Source organism: Deinococcus arboris (assembly GCF_009755355.1).
Taxonomy (GTDB): Bacteria; Deinococcota; Deinococci; order Deinococcales; family Deinococcaceae; genus Deinococcus; species Deinococcus betulae.
Genome location: NZ_WQLB01000006.1, coordinates 39,052 through 58,581, shown reverse-complemented (window position 1 = coordinate 58,581; position 19,530 = coordinate 39,052). Strand labels below are relative to the sequence as shown.

16 protein-coding genes are annotated in these 19,530 nt (G+C 69.1%); 6 read left to right on the top strand and 10 right to left on the bottom strand.

Annotated features, from left to right (window positions below):
• Positions 1-342 precede the first annotated feature (342 nt).
• The 5 genes from GO986_RS06275 to GO986_RS06255 all read right to left on the bottom strand — a co-directional run bounded on the left by GO986_RS06275 (position 343) and on the right by GO986_RS06255 (position 8,258).
• The gene (locus GO986_RS06275) at positions 343-3,759 is read right to left on the bottom strand and encodes an efflux RND transporter permease subunit (protein ID WP_157458433.1); all 3,417 of its coding nucleotides are present in this window, start codon (positions 3,757-3,759) and stop codon (positions 343-345) included.
• Positions 3,756-5,018 carry an efflux RND transporter periplasmic adaptor subunit gene (locus tag GO986_RS06270; protein ID WP_157458432.1) on the bottom strand — a complete coding sequence of 421 codons (1,263 nt, stop codon included), beginning with the start codon at positions 5,016-5,018 and terminating at the stop codon, positions 3,756-3,758. Before GO986_RS06270 ends, GO986_RS06275 begins: the two co-directional genes overlap by 4 nt.
• Complete coding sequence (locus GO986_RS06265; RefSeq protein WP_157458431.1) at positions 5,018-6,073, bottom strand: TolC family protein; 1,056 nt, start codon at positions 6,071-6,073, stop codon at positions 5,018-5,020. Before GO986_RS06265 ends, GO986_RS06270 begins: the two co-directional genes overlap by 1 nt.
• Positions 6,070-7,524 carry a TolC family protein gene (locus tag GO986_RS06260; protein ID WP_157458430.1) on the bottom strand — a complete coding sequence of 485 codons (1,455 nt, stop codon included), beginning with the start codon at positions 7,522-7,524 and terminating at the stop codon, positions 6,070-6,072. Before GO986_RS06260 ends, GO986_RS06265 begins: the two co-directional genes overlap by 4 nt.
• A gap of 140 nt (positions 7,525-7,664) precedes the next feature.
• A complete protein-coding gene (locus tag GO986_RS06255; RefSeq protein WP_157458429.1) occupies positions 7,665-8,258 on the bottom strand; it encodes a TetR/AcrR family transcriptional regulator in 594 nt (197 codons plus the stop codon).
• A 73-nt stretch (positions 8,259-8,331) separates the two neighbouring features.
• Here GO986_RS06255 and GO986_RS06250 point away from each other — a divergent pair, with 73 nt between their 5' ends.
• Positions 8,332-8,619 carry a PAAR domain-containing protein gene (locus GO986_RS06250; protein WP_157458428.1) on the top strand — a complete coding sequence of 96 codons (288 nt, stop codon included), beginning with the start codon at positions 8,332-8,334 and terminating at the stop codon, positions 8,617-8,619.
• A gap of 327 nt (positions 8,620-8,946) precedes the next feature.
• On the opposite strand, the gene GO986_RS06245 is transcribed toward GO986_RS06250, so the two are convergent.
• Positions 8,947-10,533 (bottom strand): HD domain-containing phosphohydrolase, encoded by a 1,587-nt coding sequence (locus GO986_RS06245; protein WP_198170445.1) that lies wholly within the window; start codon positions 10,531-10,533, stop codon positions 8,947-8,949.
• A gap of 524 nt (positions 10,534-11,057) precedes the next feature.
• On the opposite strand from GO986_RS06245, the gene GO986_RS06240 reads away from it, so the two are divergent.
• The 3 genes from GO986_RS06240 to GO986_RS06230 are packed head-to-tail and all read left to right on the top strand — an operon-like array spanning position 11,058 to position 14,567.
• A complete protein-coding gene (locus GO986_RS06240) occupies positions 11,058-12,476 on the top strand; it encodes a TldD/PmbA family protein (protein ID WP_157458426.1) in 1,419 nt (472 codons plus the stop codon).
• Entirely contained in the window at positions 12,473-13,840 is a 1,368-nt protein-coding gene (locus GO986_RS06235; RefSeq protein WP_157458425.1) for a TldD/PmbA family protein, read from the top strand. The genes GO986_RS06240 and GO986_RS06235 overlap by 4 nt, the downstream gene beginning before the upstream one ends.
• 34 nt (positions 13,841-13,874) lie before the next feature.
• Entirely contained in the window at positions 13,875-14,567 is a 693-nt protein-coding gene (locus tag GO986_RS06230; protein ID WP_157458424.1) for an HAD family hydrolase, read from the top strand.
• A gap of 389 nt (positions 14,568-14,956) precedes the next feature.
• Here the strand turns inward: GO986_RS06230 and GO986_RS06225 are convergent, their stop codons facing one another.
• Positions 14,957-15,820: a DNA repair protein gene (locus tag GO986_RS06225; protein ID WP_157458423.1), complete on the bottom strand. Its 864-nt coding sequence runs from the start codon at positions 15,818-15,820 to the stop codon at positions 14,957-14,959.
• A gap of 109 nt (positions 15,821-15,929) precedes the next feature.
• Between GO986_RS06225 and nagA the strand changes: the two genes are divergently transcribed.
• Positions 15,930-17,093 carry an N-acetylglucosamine-6-phosphate deacetylase gene (nagA, locus tag GO986_RS06220; protein ID WP_157458422.1) on the top strand — a complete coding sequence of 388 codons (1,164 nt, stop codon included), beginning with the start codon at positions 15,930-15,932 and terminating at the stop codon, positions 17,091-17,093.
• A gap of 77 nt (positions 17,094-17,170) precedes the next feature.
• On the opposite strand, the gene uraH is transcribed toward nagA, so the two are convergent.
• From uraH to uraD, 3 genes are read right to left on the bottom strand one after another with little or no spacing between them, the layout of a single operon-like run.
• A complete protein-coding gene (uraH, locus tag GO986_RS06215) occupies positions 17,171-17,518 on the bottom strand; it encodes a hydroxyisourate hydrolase (RefSeq protein ID WP_224572789.1) in 348 nt (115 codons plus the stop codon).
• A complete protein-coding gene (gene pucL, locus GO986_RS22835; RefSeq protein WP_157458421.1) occupies positions 17,515-18,363 on the bottom strand; it encodes a factor-independent urate hydroxylase in 849 nt (282 codons plus the stop codon). The genes uraH and pucL overlap by 4 nt, the downstream gene beginning before the upstream one ends.
• The gene (uraD, locus tag GO986_RS22830) at positions 18,360-18,893 is read right to left on the bottom strand and encodes a 2-oxo-4-hydroxy-4-carboxy-5-ureidoimidazoline decarboxylase (protein ID WP_157458420.1); all 534 of its coding nucleotides are present in this window, start codon (positions 18,891-18,893) and stop codon (positions 18,360-18,362) included. The genes pucL and uraD overlap by 4 nt, the downstream gene beginning before the upstream one ends.
• A 192-nt stretch (positions 18,894-19,085) precedes the next feature.
• On the opposite strand from uraD, the gene GO986_RS06200 reads away from it, so the two are divergent.
• Positions 19,086-19,517, top strand: a complete 432-nt coding sequence (locus tag GO986_RS06200; RefSeq protein WP_224572783.1) for a response regulator — start codon at positions 19,086-19,088, stop codon at positions 19,515-19,517.
• Positions 19,518-19,530: the final 13 nt, after the last annotated feature.

Genomic DNA, 19,530 nt, shown 5'->3' with positions numbered 1-19,530 from the left:
GATTGCGACAAGCTCGAAGGAGCTGGCGAGCACCCTGAAAACTCAGGGCCGTGCGCAGAGAGGTCGCTAGGCTTGACGTACCCGACACAGCTAACGGTATACGTCACCCCCTCTTTCTGACAACAGGTCTTCGCCAACGCCGCCGCTCAGAGGCATTACCTCTACCTTTCAAACCAAAGCTCAGAGCTACCCTACGATGACCTGAGGGTGGCTCTGAGCTATTTAGGGTGGTGCATCAAAGGGAGTTTCTGTTCATCTCTGCTGTGGCAAAGAGGGTGTCGTCGGAGCGGAAACAAGAGTTGTCACTGTCAGTTTCGCTTTGCTTCCTGTGACTGGCGAACCTCAGTCGCCGGCGCCCAGCACAGGTGCAGTTGAAGGTGCAGGTGCCACCCGCCGCCGCTCGAACTGCCAGAACACGCTGGGGACCACATAGAAGGTCAGCAGGGTTGAGGTGATGACGCCGCCCAGAATCACGATGCCCAGGCCCCGGCGGAACTCGGCGCCGTCGCCCTGGCCCAGAATCAGGGGAATGCTGATGACCAGCACGGTCAGAGTGGTCATCAGGATGGGCCGGAACCGCAACTCGGCCGCCTCAATCAGCGCCTCGCGCAGGGGGAGGGTGCGGATGCGTTCGGTCACAAATTCCAGGTACAGGATGGAATTCTTGGTGGAGAGCCCCAGCAGAATCACCATTCCCAGTACCGTAATCACGTCCAGGTTGACCCCAAAGAAGTTCAGGGTCCACAGCGCCCCCACAATGGCAATCGGCACGGGCAGCAGCAGATACACCGGATACCGGAACGAGTTGAACTGGCTGCCCAGGACCAGATAGGTCAGCAGCACGGCCACGAGCATCAGAATGGGGCCGTAAAACACGAGGTCGCCGGTCAGGCCTGCGCTGCCAAAGGCGCTGGCGTTGCCCAGGGTCACGCCGCCTGCCAGCAGTCCCGCCTTCTCGACCCGGTCCACCAGTTCCTGCTGATAGGCGAAGGGGTTGGGCCCGCCGTCTTGCAGCGTGATGTCCAGCGTGGCGGTGTAAGCCTTGTTCAGTCGGCTGAGGGTGGCGGGCGCCTGGGCCAGCGAGAAGGCGCCCAGATCACCCAGATTCAGGTTGGCCTCCAGTGCGGGCGAGTAGACCGTCTGGGTCAGCAGGCTCTGTTCGCCGCTGATGAGGGCCGGGTCCAGGCGGACCACGATGTCCACGCTGCGGTCACCGTCGCGCACGCGCCCGGCCACGCTGCCGTCGTTGTAGGTGCGCAGCGCCTGGGCCACGTCGCTGGCGCTGAGGCCCGTGCCTGCCAGCGCGGTGCTGTCCGGTACAAAGGTGCGCTCCTGGCGGGTGGCGCTGAGGCTGCTGTCCACGCTGCGCAGGTTGGGGTCCCGGGCCAGCAGGCGCACCACCGCGCGGTTGCGCTCGATCAGCAGCGCCTGGTTGGGGGCGGTCAGGGCCAGGGTAATGTCGGCGCTGCCGCCTGGACCACCCTGATTGGAAGCCACCAGCAGCTCGGTGCCGGGCACGCTGGCAGTCACCGGGCGCAACTGCGCCAGATACCGGGCCACCAGCACCTCAATGCCGGGGCGCGCCTCCCGGTCCACCAGGGTTACGGTCAGGCTGGCCGAGTTGGGGGTGTTGCCGCCCGTCAGGGCGCCCGAGCCCACGCTGGTCTGCACCAGGCGCACCTCGGGCCGGGCCAGCAGGTTGTCTTCCAGCTGCCCGGTCAGGCGGTTGGTGGTGGTCAGGTCGGTGCCGGTGGGCAGTTCCAGATCCACGCTCAGCGAGCCGCTGTCGGTCTGAGGCACGAAGGCGAAGCCCAGCCCGCGCACGGCCAGGCCGGCACTCAGCAGAAACAGGCCCGCCACCAGCATGACCGCCCAGGGCCGCCGCAGCGCGCCGCCCAGGCTGCGGGCGTAGGCGCGCGCCGCCGCCTGCACGCCCCGGTTGGTCACGCCGTGCAGGGTGCCGGTCAGGGCCTCCAGGGTGGCGTACAGGACAGTCAAGAGGTAGCGCCCGGCCGCCAGTGCCAGCGGTGCCAGCACTGCCCCCAGGCCCAGGGCCAACGGCAGGGCCAGACCAGCGACGCGGTCCAGCACTGCCGTGAGCGCAGCCCCGGCCAGGGCCAGGCCCAGCAGGCCGGGCAGGGTGCGAACGCCGATCAGACTGGCACGCAGCAGGTGCGGAAAGCGCCCCAGCACACCGGGCACCTCGCGCCAGGTAAGTGGCTCGGGGTCACGGGTGTACGCCATCCGCACGGTCAGGAACAGCAGGCTTTCGAGCCACGACAGCGCAATGGCCGCCGCAATCCCCAGCCCAAACTGACTGAAAAACTGACCCAGGATGCCCGGCATAAAGCTGAGGGGCAGCAGCACGGCCAACAGAGAGAAGCTGGCGGCGGTCACGGCCGAGAAAACCTCCGAGCCGCCCAGCAGCACACTGCGAATGGGGCTGTAGCCCATGTCGCGGTAGCGCTGCACGTTCTCGCCCACCACAATCGAGTCGTCGACCACGATGCCGATGGCCACGATGATGGCCAGCAGCGAGATGATGTTGAAGGTGAAGCCCAGCAGGCTAAAGAGCAGCGGCGCCGCACTGATGGAAATAGGAATGGCCAGAATCACCGCGAAGACCGTGTTCAGGCGGCCCAGAAACAGCAGGCAGATCACGCCCACCGCCGCCACGGCCAACAGGAACTCCTTAAAGGTGTCTTCCACGGTGGCGCGGGTTTCGCGGGTGGTGTCGCTGGCCAGGCTCAGGCGGTAGCCGGCGGGCAGGGGCTGGGCTTCCATCGCTGCGCGCACGTTGTCGGCCACAGCCACCGAGTTGGTGCCGCTGCCCTTGCGCACGCTGAGCAGCACGGCGGGCTGCCCATTCACGCGCGCCAGCGAGGTCGGCGCGGCGGCCGTGTCGCGCACCGCCGCCACGTCGCCCACGGTCAGGCCCGTCTGGGTGTCTACCGGAATGCGCGCCACCTCAGCCGCGCTGCGCGGGGTATTCCGGGTGGAAAACTGCGTCTGCGTGCCGCCCTGTGTCACCGAGCCGGCTGGCAGGTCCAGCGCGCTGGCGCCGATGGCTTGGGTCACCCGCGCCGGGGTCAGGTTGTAACTCTGGAGGCGGGCAGGGTCCAGCAGCACCTGCACCTGCCGCTCGGGGCCGCCGGTCAGGCTGACATCGGCCACGCCGTCCACCCGTTCCAGGCGCGGCACCAGCACGTCCTCGGCCAGGGCCGTGACCTCGGCGGGGGGGGCGCTGCCGCCCAGCAGGGCCAGCGACAGAATGGGGGTGTCGTTGGGGTCAAATTTCTGGACCACCGGGGCTTCAGACCCGTCGGGCAGCGCGGCGCGGATGGCCGCCACCGCCTGCGACACCGAGTTGGCGGCGCTGTCCACATCGGTGGCGTCGGTGAACGTAATCACCACGGCCGACTGGTTGGTGACCGAGGTGGTGTTGATGTCCACCACGCCGGCCAGGGTGCTGACCGCGTCCTCAATGCGGCGGCTGACCTCGCGGTCCACCTGATCGGGGTTGGCGCCGGGATACGCCGTGCTGACGGCCAGCACCGGCACCTCGAAATTGGGCAGCAGCTCCACACCCAGCCGGAAGGTGGCGACCAGACCCGCCAGCACCAGCATCACGAACACGCCGATAGAAAAGACGTAGTTGCGCACGCTGAAGCGCACCAGCGGATGCACGGCGGGTTCGGGTGTGCCGTCAGGCAATGTGCCTGGCGGAGCGTGAAAATCGGCGGGGTCGTGGGTGCTCATGGGGTGGCCCCGCTGGCGGCAGGCGCGCGGGTCTCGGCGGTCACCCGCGCGCCACTCTGCAGGCTGGCCGGCACCGGGGCAATCACGCGCTGGCCTGCCGGGAGGCCCTGCACCGCCACCTGGGCGCCGCTTTCGGCCACCACCGTCACCGGCGTGCGCTCGGCCACGCCGCCGGCCACGGTGTACACGACATTCTTTCCGCCGTCAGCCTGCACGGCGGCGCTGGGAATCAGGACGCCCTGCCCCAGCGTCACGCGGTAACGGGCTTGGGCGGCGGCGCCCACGGGCAGCGCCTCACCGCCCTGCACGCGCGCCGTGATCCGCACCAGCCGGTTGCTGCCCGCAATCCCGGGGGTGTCCACCACGGTCGCCACGTAGTTCACGCCGCCGTAGCCCAGGTTCAGGGCTGTCCCGGCGCGCAGGCCGGGGGCGTCGGCGGCCGGCACATTGAACTGCGCGCGGATGCTGCCGGGGTCCACCAGCCGGAAGACCGGCGAGCCCTGCGCCACAAATTCCCCGATCTCGGCGCTCAGATCGGCTACGGTGCCGGCAAAGGGCGCACGCACGGCGGCGCGGGCCAGGTTTTCCTCGGCCTGGCGCACACCTGCCTGGGCCTGTTCCAGCCCCACGCGGCCCAGCGGCACGCTGTTCTGGGCGCTCTGGCCATTCTGGGCCAGGTTGGTGCGGGCCTGGGCCAGCCCACTCTGGGCCTGGGCCAGCTGCGCCCGCGCCGCCTGCAGGTCCGCCTGACTGATGCCGCCCAGGCCATACAGATTTTCGGCGCTCTGGGCACTGCTCTGGGCCTGCGACAGACTGGCCTGCGCCGCCGTCACCGCCGCGCGCAGCGCCGCTTCTGAGCCCTGGGTGGTGCGGCTGGTCTGGGCCAGGCTCAGCTGGGCCTGCTGCACCTGAAGTCGGGCGTTTTCCAGCGCCTGGCGCTGCGGGGCGTCGTCCAGCTGCGCCACGACCTGTCCCGCCGAGACCTGCTCGCCCTCCTGAACCAGCAGGCGCGCCACCACGCCGCTGGCCTGCGCGGCGACCTGGCTGTCGCGCTCGGCTCGGATGGTGGCGCTGGCGCTGCGCTGCGCGCTCAGGCGGCCCTGCTGGGCGGTCACGGTGGTCACGCGCAGGGTGGTCGTCTTGGCCGGGGCGGCGTCCAGGTCGTTGCCGTTCTGGCGGCCCTCGCCCCCGCCGGCACAGGCGCTGAGCAGCAGCACGCCAGTCAGCACCGCCAGAAGCCTTGGGCGGGTTCCGGCCATCAGTTCACCAGCCCAGTCACGTCCACGCCGGCCGCGCTCCCCAGCGCCGAGAGCGCGCGCCAGACGCCGCCCTGCGCCTGGGTCAGACTGAACGCGGCCTGCTGCACCTGCAGCTGCGCCTGCTGCACCTCCACGGCGGCGGCGGTGCCGGCTTTCAGGCGCGCCTGGGCCTGGGTCAGACTGCTCTGGGCGTTTTGCAGCGCCTCGCGGGCCAGAGTCACGCGCTCCTGGGCATCCTGGGCACTGCGGTAGGCGTCGCGCACGCCGGTCTGGGCGGCGCGCAGGCCGTCATCCAGGCCGCGCTGCGCGTTCTGGGCCGTCACGCGGGCGTCTTCCAGGGTGCGCGCCGGGGTGTAATCGTTGTCGGCCAGGCGAACTTGCAGGGCCGCAAAACTCGCGCCGTTCGCGGCCTGCACCAGGCTGGGCAGGCGCTTGTCCAGGCCAGTTTGCAGCGTGGCCAGGGTGGTGCTCAGCTTGGGCGCGGCGGGCACCGCCCCCAGTTTCAAGTCGGTGCCCGCTGGGAGGTTGAGGGTGCGGGTCAGCTGCGCTTCCAGCACGGGCAGGGCAGCCCGCGCGCTGGCGAGGTCCTGACGGTCACTGTTCAGGCTGTTCTGGGCGCGGCTGACGTCCAGAGCGGTGGCGACCCGCGCGGCCAGGCGGGCCTGGGCAATTTTCAGGTTGCGGTCGCTCAGCGCCACCTGCGCGGCGGCCAGGGACGCCCGCGCTTCGCCCTCGGCGGCGGCCAGGTAGCCCGAGACAGCGGCCTGCGCCGCGCCCAGCTTGGCGGCGTCCAGGGCGGCGGCCTGCGCGGCCACGTCCTGTTCGGCCTGGGTCAGCGTGGGCAACAGGCTGGTGGGGTCGGCCCGCACGGCCCGCAGGCCCGCCTGCGCCTTTTGCAGGTTGGCGCGGGCGGTCGTGACATCGGTGCCGCTGGTCAGCGCGCGGCTCACGGCGCCGGGCAGCGTCAGGGCGGTCTGGGCCGAGGCCGTTCCCAGGGTCAGCGACAGGAGAATGGGGGCCAGCAGGGGCAGGGCACGGGGGGACAGACGGGTCATGGGCGGCCTCCGGTGAGCAGGGGGGTGGGGGCAAGGGTCAGCAGCAGCGGGTCAAGGTCGGCGGTGGCCTGGGCCAGGGCCAGCCCGGCCAGGGTGACGCGGTCGCGCGCAGCCGTCAGCGCCTGGTCGGCTTGTAGCAGGTTCAGTTCGGCCTGGGCCACGTCCAGCGCTGTGCCCAGGCCCGCGTCCAGACGGGCGCGGGCATTCTGGACAGCCAGGGCGGCGGCGGCCTGCCGAGTCTGGGCAGCGGGAAGGCCGCTGCGTTCATCTTCGAGGGCCGCAAAGCGGGTGCGGACTTCCAGTTCGGCGCCCTGCTGCGCGGTCTCCAGGGCCAGCGCCGCCTGTGCCAGCCCCAGTTCGGCCTGTGCCAGTGCGGTGTCCTGCGGGCGGCCCAGCAGGGGCAAAGAGGCACTGAGGGACAGGGCCACGCCCGTCACCGCTGCACTGGTGTCGCGCAGCGGCACGCTGACCTGCGCGCCCAGCACACCCGCTTTCACGTTCAGGGTGGCGCTGACCGTACGGCCAGGATTGCCCTGGGCGTCGGCCAGCTGCCCGGCGCGCACCCCGGCACTCAGGTCGGGCAGCCGGACGTCCAGGGCCGCAGCGGCGCGGCCAGCCTGGGCGTCGCTCACAGCGGCGCGGGCGCGATTGACCTCCGGCCGCTGTGCCAGGGCGCGGGTCAGCAGCGCTGGCAGGTCGCCCGCAGGGGTCAGGTCGGGCAGGGAAGAGGTGGGGGCCAGCGTGACGGCGGTGCCCAGCAGCCGCGTGATGGCCTGCTGCGCCTGGGTTACGGCGCGCGCAGCCTGCGCCTCGGCGGCCTGTGCCCCCTCCAGTGCGGCTTGCCGCTCCAGCACCCCGGCGCCGGTCTGGAGGCCCTGCGTCTGCTGGGCCTGCGTGATCGTCAGCACCCGCGCCGCCAGGGTGGTCTGGGCCTGGGCCGCCGTCAGGGCGCTCTGGGCCTGCCGCACCCCGGCATACGCCTGAAACAGCTGTGCGGTCAGGCTCGCGCGTTCGGCGCGCAGGGTCAGGGCGGCGGCGGCCAGGGCGCGCTCGGCGCTGCGCACCCCTTCAAAAGCGGGTGACCAGGGCAGCACGGCCAGGCTGGCGGTCACGGTCAGCGTGCCGCTGCCTTTCCACTCGCCGCCGTCCCAGGGCACGCGGTTCAGGGCGCCGTCGGCCCCGGCGCTGACGCTCAGGCCCGCACGGGTGCGCGCGCTTTGCAGGGTCAGCTGCGCGGCGCGGTAAGTCAGGTCGGCCGCGCGCCAGCCCGGCGCGGCGCGCAGCGCCAGCAGCAGGTCATTCAGGGACAGCGGGCCGCTCTGGGGGGCGGTGGCTGGGGGAGGCGGGCTGGATGCCGGGCTGGGCGGCGCGCTGCCCTGGGCCCGCGCGGGTTCCAAGCTCAGGGCTGTACCCAGCAGCAGGGACAGAAGAAGCGGTCTTGAACGAAACATGGTGACCTCGAAAGGAGCCGCACAAGCGGCTAGGAAAAAGGTGAATCAGGCAGGGTGGCTGGGTCGTCCCTCTTCCGGTGGACCTGGCCCCCAGCTCTGGCCATTTATAAGTGAAGGCTCACTTACTTTCAGCGTGCGGGTCACGGCGCCAATCCTGGCCACAGCACGTCCAGCAGGCCGCGCACCAGGCGTCCAGCCTCAATAGGGGCACGCCCGGCCGGGGGCATCACCTGTTCCTGGTGGATGTAATGCGTCAGGGCGCCCACCATCGTCAGGGCCGCGATGTCGGCGTCCAGAGGCCGCAGACGGCCCAGGCGCACCTCGGCCTGCAGGTAGGCGGCCAGCACGCCCGCGTCTGCCCGCATGGGGTCATCCAGCCGGTCGAGCATGGGGTTGTGACTGGGATCATGCCCGCGCGAGAACACCACCATCAGCCGGGGCACCAGCTGCTCGGCCTCGTGCAGCATGCTCAGAGCCGCGCGCTCCAGATTGCGCCGGACCTCGCCCTGACCAGCCGCTTCCAGCAGGGCCGCCCGCCACTGGCCGTAGTTCGTTAGGCCGATGGCCGCTGCAAACAGGTCCTCTTTGCTGGTAAAGCGGTTGAACAGGGTGCCTTCAGACACCCCGGCCCGCCGGGCAATGGCCGCCGTGGTGGCCGAAAATCCCTGTTCCAGAAAAACTTCCTGGGCCGCTGCCACAATCTGTTCGTCGCTAATCTGTCGGGGCCGCGCCATTCCTGAGTTATGACTCAGAAACCGGGTGCCGGTCTGTTGGGAAATGCACAAAGCGTTTGGGTACACTGGGCCCATGCCTCCAGCCGCGCGCATTGGTGACAACCACACCTGCCCTATGGTCACAGGAAACACGCCGCATGTGGGTGGGCCCATCAGCAAGGGCAGCCCCACGGTCATGATTGGCCGGATGCCGGCTGCGCGCGTGGGCGACATGTGTGTCTGTGTTGGCCCGCCGGACACCATTGCGCGCGGCAGCGCCACGGTCTTTATCAACAAGATGCCAGCGGCCCGCCAGGGCGATATGACCGTGCACGGCGGCACCATCGTCATGGGTGCGCCTACCGTCAATATTGGCGGGTAGAACCCAGATGGCCCGAGTTCAAACCGCCAGTAGTCTCATGACTTGGCGGCTTGTTGCGTCTGTCCGGCTTACACGTTGGAACGGATCTGCAGAAGCCTTCTGGCTCTCCCGGTTGCGCGGCGGTCAGAGATGCGCTGTACCTGACATTGCTCCAGACGGTTCAAATAGTGTCAGCAGCGCATGTATCCGCTCTGAGTAAACCCAACACCATTGAGCGTGCGCTGGGGAGAGAGGCTCTCCACGGTATGACGACTGCTGGTAGCGACGCTCTTCCACGAGGCGAACAATCGCTCTCTGACTGCGGCACTGCGCTTCCAAGGAGCAGTGTCAATCAGCTGGCGTGCCGCGCGGCGCAAAGGCCAGCAGTGGTTCCAGGTCACTTCTGAGGGCGACAGGCACGGGCAGAGGCTGCTGAAGCACCGCCAGCAGCGCGCGCACCACCGCCGGGTCGAACTGGGTGCCCGACCCACGCTGAAGTTCACTGAGCGCCCGATCCTGCGACCAGGCCAGGCGGTAGGGGCGGTCACTCGTCAGGGCGTCATAGACGTCGGCCACGGCGGCAATGCGGCCGGCCAGGGGAATCTCCTCTGCGCGCAGGCCCTGGGGATAACCGGTGCCGTCCCAGCGTTCATGGTGGGTCAGGGCGACCTGCTCGGCCAGTTGCACGACCGGGGCCGGACTTTCGCGCAGGAGTTCGCCGCCAATCAGAGGATGGCGGCGCATCACGGCCCATTCGTCGGGGCTCAGGGGGCCCGCCTTGTGCAGGATGGCGTCCGGAATACCTATCTTGCCCAGGTCGTGCAGCAGCGCCGCCAGGCCGATGCGCTCGCAGGTGGCCGCGTCGGTGCCCAGCTGGCGGGCAATGGCCCCGCACAGGCTGGCCATGCGGAAGGTATGGTCGCCGGTGTGCCCGTCGCGCCAGTCTAAAGCGGCAGTCAGGCGGCCGATAATTTCGACGTGGGCAGCGTTCAGCGCCTGAAAGAGCGTTTCGCGCTGGGCCCGCATCTGCTGCTGGGCGCTCTGCTGCTGCCCCAGGATGAGCCCGGTCAGCGACAGCGCGGCCACCAGCACCTGAAGCTGCACCAGGCTCTCGACGCGGTCGCCGGTCAGCCAGACCGCCCCGGCAATCAGGGCGCTGTTGACCACCACGGCCAGCGTGGCGCCGGGCAGCCCGCAGCGCAGCGCGATCCACACCACCGGCAGAAAACACAGGTAAAACAGGTGCCAGTCGTGCAGCGGCGCTACAGCAAACACCAGCCACACCGTCAGCGGCAGACTCAGGGCCTGCGCCAGCAGCTCTGCTCCGCGCACCCTGAGGGGGCCGGCTAGGCGGGCAGGCAATTCCCGCAAGCTCAAGTCCTGGCGCTTCAGCGGGGCCAGCCACACGAGCACAAAAGGGGTCAGGACCAGCGCCCCAACCAGGTCGCCCACCCACCAGACGGGCAGGATGGCGCGCACCGCCTCTGGGGCGAGAATGCCGGCCAGCACCAGCGCGTAGACCGTGACCAGACCGTAAACGAAGGCCACCCCCAGCGCCAGCACCGCCAGGTTCAGCACGTCGGCCAGGCGCGGCAACCGGGGGTCCAGGCCCAGCAGGCGGGCCAGGGGGCCAATGGTCAGTGCAAAGCCCACCACGCTCAGCAGGTTGATAAGCAGGTTGACGGGATACCCACTCAGGGCGTCCACCAGCACGATGCCCAGCCACACGAAAGGCACACTTTTTAGCCCGTACAGCAGCCAGACCGCCAGCAACAGGCCGTAGGGCAGATACCACAGCGAGATACCGTCGTAGGCTTCAAAGGGTTTAGAAGCCCGGTCCAGCAGCAGATACGCGGCCACGTAGGCCGCCCCCAGTGCCAGTTCGCCCGGTTGGTAACGGGTCAGCCAGCTTTGACGGGCAAGCAGTCTGGGCATCACACGGTCCTCCTGGGGTCGGCGCGGCGCTGAACCGTGCCTCAACATTGGATCATGTGGGCGTCTGACAGTCACCACAGGGGGAGACCCGACAACCCGCTTGAACAGCGCGGACAGAGAGGGAACTTCCAGGCCAGAATAGCACTGGCCTGCCGCGCGCCAAGATGGGCAATCGAGTGTGTGGTGGGTTCAAAAGCGGGTTGCACGGAGGCTGACGAGGTGTACGGGCAATTTGGTTGTGCCGTCTAAAGCCTGGAAAGCAGCGCCGCACGACAGGCGAGCGTGCCAGTGGGCTGAGAGGGACGGCGTTGGCTCAGCAGTGCTCTTCCAGATGAAAGGGGTAACCGCCAGCCTCCATCCCATAGACCGCAGCGTACGAGAGTGGCTGTTCCGATATGGCCAGCCCCGTCCTGCTGCGGTTACGCCAGGTTGCGGAGGCAAAGCAGCGCTCGGTGCGGCATGCTGTCTGGGTTCTTCAATTCAACTCTGGCCTTCTGGCCTCTGGTTACAAGGAGTCCCCACAGATGACCACCTTTCAGACGACCTCACTGCTGGACCCCACCCTCTGCGCGGATGTGCTCACGCGGGCGCGGGCGGGCGGCGCCGACTTTGCCGAGCTGTTTGTCGAGGACACCCTCAGCACCCAGTTGCGGCTGCACCAGGGCGAGGTGCGCGACGCGGGCGGCGGCAACCTGTACGGCGCGGGCCTGCGCCTGCTGTACGGCACCCGCGTGGTCTACGCCTACACCAATGACGTCACGCCGGGCGGCCTGCGGCAATTAGCCGCCGATCTGGCCAGCGCGCAGGCCGGGCAGGGCGAGGTCAGCGCCGGCGGCAGCGGCGGGCTGGACTTCCGCAGGGCGTCCGCGCGCCCGCTGTATGTGGTGCGCGACCACCCGCTTCAGGCCAGCAGCCAGGCCAAGCTGGCTCTGATGCGCCGCGCCCACGGGGCCGCTGCGGGCGCAGCCGACGTCAAAACGGTGGACGTGAATTACCTGGACCGGGTGCAGCGCGTGCTGGTGGCCAACTCCGAAGGCCTGTGGGCCGAAGACGAGCGCGTGTGGACCCGCCTGTCGGTGTCTGCGATTGCCCAGGACGGCCTCCTGCGCGAGAGCGGGTTCTATGGCCCTGGCGCGGGGCGCGGCCTGGAGTATTTCGAGGACGTAACCCCAGAGAGCATCGGCGCCGAGGCCGCCCGCATCGCCGGGGCCATGCTGCGCGCCCGCCACGCCCCGGCCGGCAAGATTCCTGTGGTCATCGGCAATGAGTTCGGGGGGGTCATCTTTCACGAGGCCTGCGGGCACATTCTGGAAACGACCGCCGTGGCCAGGGACGCCAGCGTGTTCGGTGACCGGCTGGGGCAGGCCATTGCCCACCCCTGCGTAACGGCCATTGACGACGGCACCATTCCGGGCGCCTGGGGCATGGTCAACGTGGACGACGAGGGCATGCCCGCCGAACGCACGGTCCTGATTGAGGGCGGCATTCTGAAATCCTTCCTGGCTGACCGGGTGGGCGAGTTGCAGACCGGGCACCGCCGCACCGGCAGTGGCCGCCGTCAGAATTACACCTTCGCGCCCGCCAGCCGCATGCGCTCGACGTTTATTGACCGGGGCGACCAGACCCCTGAGGGCCTGATCGGGCAGGTGGACCTGGGGATGTACGCCCGGCGCATGGGCGGCGGCAGCGTGACGCCCGGCACCGGCGAATACAACTTTGCGGTCCACGAGGCGTACATGATTCGCGGCGGAGAACTGGCCGAACCGGTCAAGGGAGCGTCACTGGTGGGCAACGGCGCGCAGGATTTGCAGAACATCGTGGGGGTGGCGGGCGACCTCGCGCTGGGGCAGGGAATGTGCGGCAGCGTGTCGGGCAGCATTCCCACCGATGTGGGGCAACCCCACATTCTGCTCAGCGAAATCACCGTGGGAGGCCGCGCATGACCGGCGCCGATCTGAACGGAGCAGAGCAGCTGAGTCTGGACGCCGCGCGCACCTACTTGCTATCGGCCGCGCAGGCGCAGGGGGTGGCCCTGGAGGTGTACGCGCGCCGCACAGCCGCGACCAGCATTGAGGCGCACACCGGCGAGGTCAGTGAATTTAAGGTCTCGACGCAGCAGGGGGTGGGCTTGCGGGCGCTGGTGGGCGGCGCCTGGGGCTATTCGTTCACCGAGAACCTGTCGCGGCCTGCGCTGGAACGGGCGCTGCGCTCGGCGGTGCAGAACGCCGAACTGGTGGCCCCCGAAGCGGGCGCAGCCCTGCGCGCCTGGGGCACGCCGCCCAGCGTGGACACCTGGGGCGAAGGCCTCAGCGGCGTTACCGCCGCGCAAAAAGTGGCGGTGGCCCTGCAACTGGAAGAGGCGGCCCGCAGGCACGACCCCCGCGTGGCCAGTGTGCCCTATACCGGCTACGAGGACAGCCAGACCGAGACCCTGGTGGGCAACACCGAGGGCCTGCGCCGTGAAGGCCGCGCCCTGCACGCGCTGACCTACGCCTATCCGCTGGCGCGTGAGGGAAGCGAAAACCGCATGAGCGGCGACTGGCAGTTCACCCGCGACTTTGCGGGCCTGGACCCCACCCAGACCGCCCTGACCGCTGCTCAGAAGAGCCTGGCGCTGCTGGGGGCGCGCCCCGCGCCGACCGGCACCTTTCCGGCGGTGATTACCGGCGAATGTCTGGCCGACTTGCTGCGCCTGTTCGCCTCCATGTTCAGCGGGCGCATGGTCGAGGAAGGCAAGAGCCCACTGGCCGGCCGGCTGGGCGAGGTGGTCGCCAGTGACCTGGTGACCCTGGTGGACGACGCCACGCTGCCCCTGGGGCTGCGGTCACGCGCTTTTGACGCCGAAGGCTGTCCCAGCGCGCCCCTGACACTGCTGGAAGGCGGCCGCCTCAAGGCCTTCATGCACAACGCCCAGACGGCCGCCCGCGCGGGGCTGGACAGCACCGGCCACGCCGCGCGTCTGGGCTATCAGGGCGTGGTAGGGGTGGGGGCCAGCAACCTGGCCATTCAGCCGGGCACCACCCCCGATGAGGCGGTGACGGCTGGGGTGACCGGGCTGCTGCTCACGCAGGTTAAGGGCGGCCACGCTGGTGCCGACCCCTACACCGGGGACTTCAGTTTGCAGGCCGAGGGGTTCTGGCTGGAAGACGGCGAGCGGGCTCATCCCCTGGACGTGTTCACGGTGGCCGGCAACATCTTGGACCTGCTCAGTCAGATAGAGGCCCTGGGCAGCACTCTGGACTGGACCCTGGAGGCCACGGGCGCCCCGGCCGCGCGGGTGCCTGCCCTGGCGGTGGCGGGCGGGTAACGGTGCCGGAAACGGCAGGCTCTAGCATGGGCGTATGACTGCTGTTTTTCTCAATCCCCTGGGCACCCTGTACGACCCGGCCCAGACCGCTGACCTGAGTCACCTAGCAAGCGGCCTGGGCACGCTGCTGGGCCAGGCCGACCTGATTCCCGTGACCGGTCTGAACGAGGAAGAGCTGCTGGCTGTCCCGGCCGCCTTCACGTCCTGGCAGGTGCTGGAGTACGGCGCCCTTATCCTCACCCCCGACGGTCAGGAAGACGCGGCGTGGCGGAGGCTGACCCTGGAAGCCCAGGCCGACACCGAGGCGGCGCTGTCGCTGGCGGCCCAGGCGGCCGGTCACCTGAACGCCCTGGGCCAGCTGGGGCTAGAGGTGACGGTCACCGAACGGCAGGGCCGCCCGCTGCTGGTGCGGCTGCGCGACCCTTACGGCCTGGCGCTGGCGCTGGATCAGGCCCAGGCTGGCCTGACCGAGTGGCTTGAGGACGCTCCCTTTCGACAGGACCTGCGCCTGACGCGCGACCCGCTGGGCCTGACCCTGCTGCCAGGTGCCATCCGGCCGGAGCGGGCCGTGAATTACCTGCTGGGGGAGCTGCCCGCAGGCACCTGGACCCTGGGCGTCAGCGCTCAGCCTGACGACCGGGCGTTCCTGGCCCTGTGTGATATGGCGTTGGTGCCAGGAAGCAGCTCCTGGCTCAATGCTCCAGAGCCTGAAGAGGAGAGAGACTAGCGAAGGGCAACGCCAAAGATGCGGGAACACAGAGCAGGGACGCCAGCGGCGTCCCTGCTTTTGCATGTGTTTGTGGCTCTGGCAGAGCCGTCCCCGGCGGCGCTCTTGAGTCCAGCGACGCGCGACTTTGCCTGTGGCACGCCGCCGGCCCTTGTCACAAGAGCTTGCAAGGGCGCTGGTCTGTCCTCCAGCGTCATATCCTCACTGCGCTAGCCTTACAAACCGGCTGCCAGCGCGATCCTAAGGAGAACGGCGAACCTGGACGCCTCCGCCTCTTTGGGCCATTCCCTTTGTTTACCTCAGAGCGGTTGCCAGGGATCAGTCCTTAACCGCTCTGAGGTCCGCGCTTGAGACTGTAGCGGTCTACTGCCGAATCATCGCCAGGCCGTTCAGCTGTCTTTCAGGCCGTGGCGCAGCACCTCGGCCAGCTGGCGGGTGGCCTGACCCTGCAGGGCGTCCAGTTCCTCGGTGGCCAGACGCAGGGCAGTGCGGTATTCCTCGGCCTGGCGGGCCTGCGGACCACTCAGGGTCTGAATGGTCGCCTGCACCGTGAAGTGGGCATCCGGCAGAGCCGCCAGGTTGTTGCGCGCGCTGGCGTGGCGGGCGCCCAGCAGGGCCCCCAGCATGCCCATCTCCTCGCTGCGGCGCATCAGCTCACGCTGAAAGGTGCGGTCCTTGATGCTGGTAATCACGTCCCAGGCGGCGTCCGACAGGGCGGTTTGCGGCGAAGCGGGGCGCGCCACTTCGACAAACAGGGTGTCGCCGGTGCGCCAGGTGCGGTGAAAGGCGCCGCCGCGCGCCGGGGTCCACTCGGTTTCGAAGTCACGGGCGTCTTCAATCAGGACGCGCAGGCGGGCAAAAGGCGTGTCGCCAGGGACGCGGTGACCTTCGCCCAGCACGCCCCACAGGCTCAGGCCCCGCTCGTCGGCGGCGCCCATCGCTTCCAGGGCGCGGGCCAGGGCTGCGGGCCCCTCGCTGACCAGGGCTGTCTGCCGCCCGCCCGTCAGGATGGCGATGTCCTGGCCGCTGTCGGTGACCTGGGCCTCATGGCGCAGGTGGTGCAGGCCCAGGCCCCAGCGCCGCAGCGCGCTGTTTAGGGTCTCGCTCAGGGCGGCATTGACCGCGTCAGTATCGGCGCCGCCCTCGGCCAGGGCGCGGGTTTGCGGGTCCAGGGCCGCCGTCGCCATCAGCCCGTCAAAGGCGTCAAAGGGGGAAGTGGTCTGGCGCTCATCTTTTGTTTTCACTCGTGCCATAGCCCCTCTATTCTGCCCTGAACAGAGCGCCTTGTGTGTTGGGTTGACACCTTGTTTACGCACCGGGCCGCCGGGGGGCCGCGCTTCCCGTTAGGATGCAGGCCAATTCATGACCCACGACCCCGCTCATTCGCCCGCAGAACTCCGTGGTGTGTTGGTGTTGCCCGGTGGCCTTCAGCCGGGCCGCTTGATCCTGCGCGGCGGCCAGATTGAGGCGGTCGTGCCCGACGCGCAGGCGCCGCGCGACACGCTGATTCTGCCCGGCTTCGTGGACACCCATGTTCACGGAGGAGCGGGCGGCGACACGATGGACGGCCCCGAGGGGATTCGCACTCTGGCCCGCTTTCATGCCGCGTGCGGCACCACAACGCTGCTGCCGACCACCATTACCAATCCCTGGCCAGAGGTGCTGCGTGCCCTGACCGCCGTGGCCGAGGTCCGGCGCGCCGGCGGCGTTCCCGGCGGCGCCGATCTGCCCGGCGCACACCTGGAGGGGCCTTTCATCAGCCCAGACCGGCTGGGCGCGCAGCCGCCGTGCGCCCTGGCCCCCACGCCAGAACGGGTGGCGCAGGTGCTGGCGACGGGCGCGGTGCGGGCCGTCACCCTGGCGCCCGAACTGCCCGGCGCGCTGGCAGCGGCCCAGGCTTTTGCACAGGCCGGGGTCCGGGTGGGCATCGGCCACACCCGCGCCGACGCCGAGACCGTGCAGGCCGCGCTCCGGGTGGTGCGTGAGGCGGGTGGGCAGGCCTGCGCCACCCACCTGTTCAACGCGATGGGAGGCATTGAAGGCCGGGCGCCCGGTCCGGCCGGAGCGCTGCTGGCCGACCCCGACGCCACCCTGGAGGTCATTCTGGACGGGTTGCACGTCCATAACACCTCGTTCTTGCTGGCCCGTGCAGCGGCCCCTGGGCGCGTGGTGCTGATTACAGACGCCATGCGGGCCGCCGGGCTGGGCGACGGGGCCAGCGAACTGGGCGGCCAGCCCGTTCAGGTGCAGGGGGGCCGCGCCACCCTGGCCGACGGCACCCTGGCCGGGAGTGTGCTGACGATGGACGCGGCCCTGCGCAGCGCTGTGGCCCTTGGCGTGTCGCTGCATGAGGTGAGCCGCATGCTGAGCCTCACCCCAGCACGGTCGCTGGGCCTGACAGACCGGGGCGAACTGAGCGCTGGCCAGCGCGCCGACCTGACCCTGCTGACGCCCGATCTGAGGGTGAACACCGTCTATGTGGCGGGGCAAAGGGTGAAAGCAGAAGGCGCGAGGGTCGAAGCGTAGCCGCTGCTCAGGGCGACTGTAGGTGTTTGGAAGGTCACTTGGTTCAGTCGTCGCTGGCCGCCAGCGCCGCCTTGCCTTTAGCTGCCCCGGTAGGTGCTGTAGGACCACGGCGAGACCAGAAGCGGCACATGGTAGTGCGCGTCTGTGCCCGCCACGGTGAAGCGCAGCGTGACCACGTCCAGAAAGGGCGGCTCTGCCGTGAGGTCAGCAAAATAGGGCGCGACGTGAAAGGCCAGTTCGTAGGTGCCGGCCTGCAAGGTGCCGGGCGCCAGTAAAGGCCCGTCGGTGCGGCCATCGGCATTGGTCACGGTGTCGCGCAGGAGTTCGCGTTCGGCGGCGGCGCGGAACAGTTGCACACGTACGCCTGCCGCTGGGCGCCCCCGCGCAGTGTCAAGCACATGGGTGCTCAGGCCAGCGCCGCTCACGCCCGCTCCACCCAGCCTTCAATAACCCCGTACGGCTCGGCGTCGGCATGAAAGATGGTGCCGGGGTTGGTCATGCCGTAGCGCTCCAGTGGGTACAGGATGTGGTGCCGGTTGGGAAACGAAAAATGAACGCGCTCCATCTCGGGGCAGCGGTCCAGCACCGCCTCGCCCAGCCGGTACAGGGTGTGCTGCATGCTGGGCGAGTAGTGGTCGGGGAACACGTCCAGCAGCGCCGTATACGCCCGCTGCCACACGTCGTCGTGGTCACAGTCGGGGGTGCGGTAGGTCCAGCGGGCGCTCACGACAGTGGCCAGAATGCGGTCATGCGTTTCGGGCAGGGTCGTGAATTCGTCGCGGTGAAAGCCGGCCCAGCCGCTGTTGGTGGTTTTCAGCAGATACAGGTCGTCAATCCCGCTTTCCACCTGGGTGTCGCCGGCTGTCCGTTCAACAGTCGCGGTGTGCTTGGGCATCTGGCGCACGAACGAGTGGTCGTGCGGCTGGCCGCCGCTCATCAGGCGTGCCCAGGTGTGTTCGGTCAGGGTGACCCTGGCTCCTGTCACGCGCGGGCCACGCGCCATCAGCTCGGCAGCCAGGTGCTGCCCAAACGCCTCGATACTGCCGGTCAGGCCGTCGCGGGCCAGGGCGTAGACCAGGTTGCGCATGGTGTCGGTGGCCACCAGACCCGTGTTGTCACCCACCGAGTGGGCGGCCTCAAAATCTCCGGTGACCGCTACGCGCACCTGCACATCCTTGATGTCGTGCTGGGGCCGGTCCCGAAAAACCTTGAACAGCCGCACATCGGCCTTGCCATAATTGTTGTCGCCCAGTTTGACCTTGACCGTCATGGCTGCTCCTGGCTGTGAATGAGGTCGAGGACACGCAGGCGCGCAATGCGGCCAATCTCGTGCAAGGCCGCCCCACGTTCCTGCTCGGGGGTGTGGGTCAGGCGGCGCCGGGCACCCTCGAAAATGCTGGCTTTGGTCTGTTCGCGCACGCACACCACGTAGGGCATGGCAAAGCGCTCATGATACGCCGCGTTCAGCGCCTGAAACTCCGCGTATTCCTCGGGGGTCAGGCGGTCCAGGCCAGCGCTGGCTTGCTCGTGGGCGCTTTCCGGGGTCAGATCACCGGCCAGCGCGGCCTTGCCGGCCAGGTCGGGGTGGGCGCGAATCAGGGCCAGCGTCTCGGCCGGCGACCCGCTGCGGGCGGCCTGGGCAAAGGCCTGGGCTAGCGCTTCAGGCGTGTCAAAGGGACGCCCGGCCGCCACCTGGGCGGCGTAGTGCGGCGAATGTTCCAGCACCCCGGCAAAATGGGCGGCAAAAGCCGCCGGACTCAGGGCGTTCAGGACAGACAGGGAAAGGGCAGTGGGGGCCAAGAAAGTCTCCTGAAGGCAGGTGGGAAGCGGTGAACTGAGGGTCCCCGAGGATACCCAATTGTGGCGGCGCCTGCACGGCCCTAGTCCTGGGCGCCGCCGCGCGGCCCACAAGGCTGCCCAGCCCGGCACGTATAGTGCGGGGGTGAGCGCCTCTTTCCCCCTGTCTGGCGCGGGCCGCCTGAGGGCTGCGCCGTGACCCGGCCTTTCCATGTGCTCCTGGTGGACGATAACCCCGCCGACCTGCTGCTGGCGCAGGAGGTCTTTGAGGAGCATGCCGATCAGCTCATGGTCACGACCTGCCGCAGCGGCGCCGAGGCGCTGGAGCAGCTGCGAGGCGGCGACCCCCTGCCTGACGCCGTGATTCTGGATGTCAACATGCCGGGGATGTCAGGCTTTGAGGTGCTGCACACCATCAAGGAGGACCGCCGCCTGCGCACCCTGCCGGTCGTGATGCTCTCGACCTCGTCGCAGCCGGACGACATCGAGCGGGCGTATACGCTGCACGCCAGCTCTTACCTGGTGAAGTCGCACAGTTTTCAGGCCTTTTTAGAGCAGGTAGACGCCTTCGTGGGCTTCTGGCGCGAAAGCCGCACGACCAACTGGCCCCGCCGCCTGGACTCCTAAAACTGCGGTCTCT

Coding starts and splice junctions, on each gene's coding strand:
- GO986_RS06265 (WP_157458431.1), bottom strand. CDS start 6,073: ATGACCCGTCTGTCCCCCCGTGCCCTGCCCCTGCTGGCCCCCATTCTC.
- GO986_RS06230 (WP_157458424.1), top strand. CDS start 13,875: ATGACTGCTGTTTTTCTCAATCCCCTGGGCACCCTGTACGACCCGGCC.
- GO986_RS06260 (WP_157458430.1), bottom strand. CDS start 7,524: ATGTTTCGTTCAAGACCGCTTCTTCTGTCCCTGCTGCTGGGTACAGCC.
- GO986_RS06255 (WP_157458429.1), bottom strand. CDS start 8,258: ATGGCGCGGCCCCGACAGATTAGCGACGAACAGATTGTGGCAGCGGCC.
- GO986_RS06225 (WP_157458423.1), bottom strand. CDS start 15,820: ATGGCACGAGTGAAAACAAAAGATGAGCGCCAGACCACTTCCCCCTTT.
- GO986_RS06245 (WP_198170445.1), bottom strand. CDS start 10,533: ATGCCCAGACTGCTTGCCCGTCAAAGCTGGCTGACCCGTTACCAACCG.
- pucL (WP_157458421.1), bottom strand. CDS start 18,363: ATGACGGTCAAGGTCAAACTGGGCGACAACAATTATGGCAAGGCCGAT.
- GO986_RS06235 (WP_157458425.1), top strand. CDS start 12,473: ATGACCGGCGCCGATCTGAACGGAGCAGAGCAGCTGAGTCTGGACGCC.
- nagA (WP_157458422.1), top strand. CDS start 15,930: ATGACCCACGACCCCGCTCATTCGCCCGCAGAACTCCGTGGTGTGTTG.
- GO986_RS06270 (WP_157458432.1), bottom strand. CDS start 5,018: ATGGCCGGAACCCGCCCAAGGCTTCTGGCGGTGCTGACTGGCGTGCTG.
- GO986_RS06250 (WP_157458428.1), top strand. CDS start 8,332: ATGCCTCCAGCCGCGCGCATTGGTGACAACCACACCTGCCCTATGGTC.
- GO986_RS06240 (WP_157458426.1), top strand. CDS start 11,058: ATGACCACCTTTCAGACGACCTCACTGCTGGACCCCACCCTCTGCGCG.
- GO986_RS06275 (WP_157458433.1), bottom strand. CDS start 3,759: ATGAGCACCCACGACCCCGCCGATTTTCACGCTCCGCCAGGCACATTG.